This window comes from Variovorax sp. YR266 (assembly GCF_900107295.1).
In the GTDB taxonomy this organism is placed as follows: Bacteria; Pseudomonadota; Gammaproteobacteria; order Burkholderiales; family Burkholderiaceae_C; genus Variovorax.
Map to the genome: position 1 here is coordinate 1 of NZ_FNPM01000037.1, position 3,795 is coordinate 3,795.

Sequence of the window (3,795 nt, forward strand, 5' to 3'; positions counted from 1 at the left end):
AAGGACTCTTCAAGAAGCTCAAATATCGTTGCTGTCCCAAATGTGGAAGCGACGCTGACGTGGTGCCCAAAATGCTCATGCTCGGAAAGCAAAGCCCGCTTGAAGAACGCGCTGGCGTCCGCAGGCCAGACCAGCTCGCGTCTGACGAGTGTCTTCCTGAAGCTCTGCTGCCTGCCCCGCTTCAGCAATTCGTTCAAGGTTGCTACTGCACACGATGTGGTGTGGGTTTTGTCCCAGATGACTTTGTAAAGCCCGCAGTAGTGGAAGAAGCTAGAAATCGTGCCGCAAGGCGGGCAAAACCGCCGTAGGAAATGCGGCATTCGGCCAGAACCGGACGGTGGGCTTCTCCCTTCAGTTCGCTAGTAGGTGAACTGGACCGCGTACTTCCAGTCGCCGCCGTCCGTCTGGTTGACGGAGTACGACGCAGAGCGCCAAACGGTCCCCCGTTCACGGAAGAAGTCAGCGAGGGCGTAGAGGCTCGAATAAATTTCCTCGGTCGGGCTAATGGGCTCGGGCAGCCCGTCAGGCGATGTGATGACGATGGTCATGCGCTCTTGCGACCCGTGCTGCTCCCGGTCGGCGACAAGGCTCGCTGACTTCCACCATCCCGGGGTCGCAGCAATCAGGGCATTCGCTATTGCTGCGTCGAGCGGTGCCTGTCTTTCGAGCCATTCGTCCATCTATGATTCCAACGAGCCGTGTCGGCCCGGAAGGTAGCATGCCGCCTGCTCCAGTCGGACAGAAGCGGTCATTGAGATGAGGTGAGCGAATGGATAGATACGAAAACAATCCGCTGCTGCGTCTTCTCGACTGCTACCTGATGGACTTAATAGGCGAGTTGGATCAGGATCAACTGCTGACTCTTGTCAGGCTTGAGCCGGTGCTGCAGCGGGCTTGGAAGTCAGAAGGGACATCGAGGCAGATGGTTGAAGAGCAAATGGGCTTTCAGCCAACTGTTCCTGCCAAGGTCCGAGCATTTTGGCTGGGCTACATCAAGGCCGCCGAAGCACAAGGGATGCCGGCCGTGCCCTTTGATTTCGTCGTGTCCTTCGTTGGACAGAATTTCCCACATTTGGTGGAGGGTGGAGAGGTCCATTGATGCCTTTTCGGGTGCTTGGTCGGAGTGGCTCACAGGGCAGAATCCGGCCAAAATCCGACACTCGTCACGGTTGCGCAGTTTTCGGCTGTAAAGACGGCAAAGCCTTGTCCCTTTGCAACTGGAGTCGACTAGCAAGAGCCTCTCCTACCCGATTCGCGATCTTCAACAACAGTACACGCGCCTGAGAGCGCTTCCATCCATATGCGGGCCACGCCCTATTGCCTAGCTCTAATCGCCCTTATCCTGTCAGCATGCGCGGCCCCTCGGATGTATGAGGCTCCGCAGGGGAAGAAAACCAGCAAGTTCACGCTAGTTGCAAACTCGCAAGACTTTGTCATCTTGAATGCTGTTTACTACGGCAATACCGAGATGTGCACCGATTTTCAGCAGATTGGCGTTGCCCTCAAGAATGATCAAACGATCCTTCTTGAAGCGGATCGTGAGCACTCCATTGGAGTTCAGGCCAACATCAGCAGCAGCCTCAACTCCAGTATTGGATTGGCGACCTTCGTTCACTGCAATCACTACATCACGTTTCCAGTTGCGAGCGGATACGAATACAGATACACCAACAAAGCTGGAGCGGGGATGTGCCAGCGAGTATTGGATCGTCGTAGAGCAGAAGGCGGATCTTGGGAGCCGTCACCGTTTAGGTTAAGGAAACTCTCGGAAGAATATGTACGTACTCAAAAGGGCCCGGTGTGCCTTCCGGAGTGATGGTGCTTAGGCAGGGGCGAATACTTTCGAGAGGCACGCGGCGTTGAATGTCTGCTTTCGATCAGGTCGACCGGCAGCTTCGGGCCCGATGCTGCAGCACAATAAATCGAACCGTGAGGCCGGACCCGGCCAGGAGCAGACATTCCCCGAGGCGACGACATTGCAATGGACCCACGCCCGCTCATTTTCCTTGAGAAGCCGTATACCGAGAACCATGGGCCGTTTTCGACTCGCCGCGTGGTGCTTTCAGGGCTTGAATCGCAGATGGAGTACTGGATTGACCTGGCTGTCGGTTGGCTGGAACAAGGCGTGCCATTAGACGAAGAAATCGTTGAAGCGCTCAGCCGAATCGCTGAAACTCGGCAGAAGGCGCAGCGACTTCGACACCGGAGTGCTGCGTTGGTCAAGCGCTGGCTTCGCGAAAAATGGTTAGGTCGGAATGCGGCCAATACCAGACGTTCAAGCCTTTCTCCAATCGTCCCTCCAATGGAATCCGAAGCTTTCACGCCCGAACAGTTTAAGAAGAGGCCTGCGGTGGCCCAAGTAGACGTCGATCTACGAAAGTGGCTTCGAGGCATTTCAGTTGAAAAACGGTTGGCGTTCATCCGTGCGCTCTGGCCGCTGAACTACACGTACAGCATGTCGCTGGCAAGATCGTCGCAACTTCCAAATAATCATGTTGAGGCGTTGCTTGTGGAATGGCTTCGCGCTGCGCAGAATAGCGCCGGCAATGGTCTGGTTGCCCTGGCGCCTCTCCTTGGTGAAGCCAGATTTTGGAAGATCGTAGATGCCTCGGACCTGACGGAGGAAATGCGAAACTTTTTTTATCTCTACCGTAAAAGTTATCGTCGATACAACGGCGCCACTGGCGCCTAGCGGCCAATATCGGACGTTCGCCGCGTGCGCCCGGTTCGCGAACACCACTCAGTGCCGGCCGAGTGCAGTTGATCAAGAGCAGAAGTACACCGAGCACGGTATGCCCATGACAATCGATACAACCGCTCAACTCTCTGCACCAAAGGATAGAGCCCAGGCCAGCTCAGAAGACATGTTTGTAGCCAACGAGTCCCCTCTAAAAAACCTACCGAGTATTCTGGACAAGCGCCAAGCATTGGTCCTCGATGGACTGGCGCACGCCGTTGACATGGTAGCGATGGCTTATCCCAGACTTCGTTCTACGTTGTACGAGATCAGCAAAGTCGGCAGGGCCGAGTCCGGACCGACCGCGGCGGTTTACTTGGATGCTTGGAGCTGCATTGACTCGATGGATCGCTTTCGCTCCCTTGTCAAGGGCTACAAGGCCGGAGGGATCATTCGCAAAGACGCCCCTGCCCTGGAAGCTTTCCTGACCTTGATAGAACCTGTGCGGAAGCTGCGAAATGTGACCGATCATGTCGCCGAGCGTCTGGACCACCTCGTATCCCGAAACGCCAGCGTGATGGGGGAAGTCAGTTGGATTTCGCGGAAAGAAGATTCCACCTTGCATACCTGGTACATCAGACCCGGCGTCATCAAGGATCAATTGAAGTTCAACCTGTTGCTGCCCCATGCCGGCGCGCAGATCGAGAACCCCATAGGCTTCATCCACCTTACGGCTGGTGGCACGAAAGTCAATCTATCCGCAGCGGTACATGCGCTGCATGCCGTGGTAACGCACATTGAAGCCGAGTTGCACAAGCGATACAAAACTATGGGCGCAGGGTATGCGCCCATGCCGAGATACATGGTTGCCACTTCTGAACTGGCTACTTGAGCCGGGTTCCTGTCGGTTGCACGCCCTGGGCGTCGCTTCGCTAAGAATCAGGTTTCCCCGACCGGATACGGCCAAGACCGGACTCTGGAGAACGAGCTCAGATCTGCTGAAGTCCCTTCTTCAGAAAACAGGTAAGCGTCGTCTCAGCACCCTCTTTTTTTGCTGAGGGCTGATGTGCAGGATCGGTGGTCCATGCACGCCGCGATGGTGTGCATGAAGAACCGCT

Annotated in this window: 6 protein-coding genes; 3 read left to right on the top strand and 3 right to left on the bottom strand. The window is 55.8% G+C overall.

All coding sequences use genetic code 11. The annotated features are described in order from the left end of the window. Together BLW48_RS35710 and BLW48_RS34765 are read right to left on the bottom strand one after the other, a co-directional pair. Positions 1–197: hypothetical protein (locus BLW48_RS35710; protein WP_218137570.1), on the bottom strand; the 197-nt coding region annotated here is incomplete at its 3' end. 162 nt (positions 198–359) lie between these two features. Beyond that, positions 360–680, bottom strand: a complete 321-nt coding sequence (locus BLW48_RS34765) for a hypothetical protein (RefSeq protein WP_093180238.1) — start codon at positions 678–680, stop codon at positions 360–362. An 89-nt stretch (positions 681–769) separates the two neighbouring features. On the opposite strand from BLW48_RS34765, the gene BLW48_RS34770 reads away from it, so the two are divergent. Next, positions 770–1,099, top strand: a complete 330-nt coding sequence (locus BLW48_RS34770; protein ID WP_093180239.1) for a hypothetical protein — start codon at positions 770–772, stop codon at positions 1,097–1,099. A 309-nt stretch (positions 1,100–1,408) separates the two neighbouring features. Here BLW48_RS34770 and BLW48_RS35285 read toward each other — a convergent pair whose 3' ends face one another. Continuing rightward, positions 1,409–1,624 (bottom strand): hypothetical protein, encoded by a 216-nt coding sequence (locus BLW48_RS35285; RefSeq protein ID WP_143047881.1) that lies wholly within the window; start codon positions 1,622–1,624, stop codon positions 1,409–1,411. Between the two features lie 357 nt (positions 1,625–1,981). Between BLW48_RS35285 and BLW48_RS35290 the strand changes: the two genes are divergently transcribed. Together BLW48_RS35290 and BLW48_RS34775 are read left to right on the top strand one after the other, a co-directional pair. Next, positions 1,982–2,692: a hypothetical protein gene (locus BLW48_RS35290; RefSeq protein ID WP_143047882.1), complete on the top strand. Its 711-nt coding sequence runs from the start codon at positions 1,982–1,984 to the stop codon at positions 2,690–2,692. A 106-nt stretch (positions 2,693–2,798) separates the two neighbouring features. Further along, positions 2,799–3,569: a hypothetical protein gene (locus tag BLW48_RS34775; RefSeq protein WP_143047883.1), complete on the top strand. Its 771-nt coding sequence runs from the start codon at positions 2,799–2,801 to the stop codon at positions 3,567–3,569. Positions 3,570–3,795 lie beyond the last annotated feature (226 nt).

Coding starts and splice junctions, on each gene's coding strand:
- BLW48_RS34765 (WP_093180238.1), bottom strand. CDS start 680: ATGGACGAATGGCTCGAAAGACAGGCACCGCTCGACGCAGCAATAGCG.
- BLW48_RS34770 (WP_093180239.1), top strand. CDS start 770: ATGGATAGATACGAAAACAATCCGCTGCTGCGTCTTCTCGACTGCTAC.
- BLW48_RS35290 (WP_143047882.1), top strand. CDS start 1,982: ATGGACCCACGCCCGCTCATTTTCCTTGAGAAGCCGTATACCGAGAAC.
- BLW48_RS34775 (WP_143047883.1), top strand. CDS start 2,799: ATGACAATCGATACAACCGCTCAACTCTCTGCACCAAAGGATAGAGCC.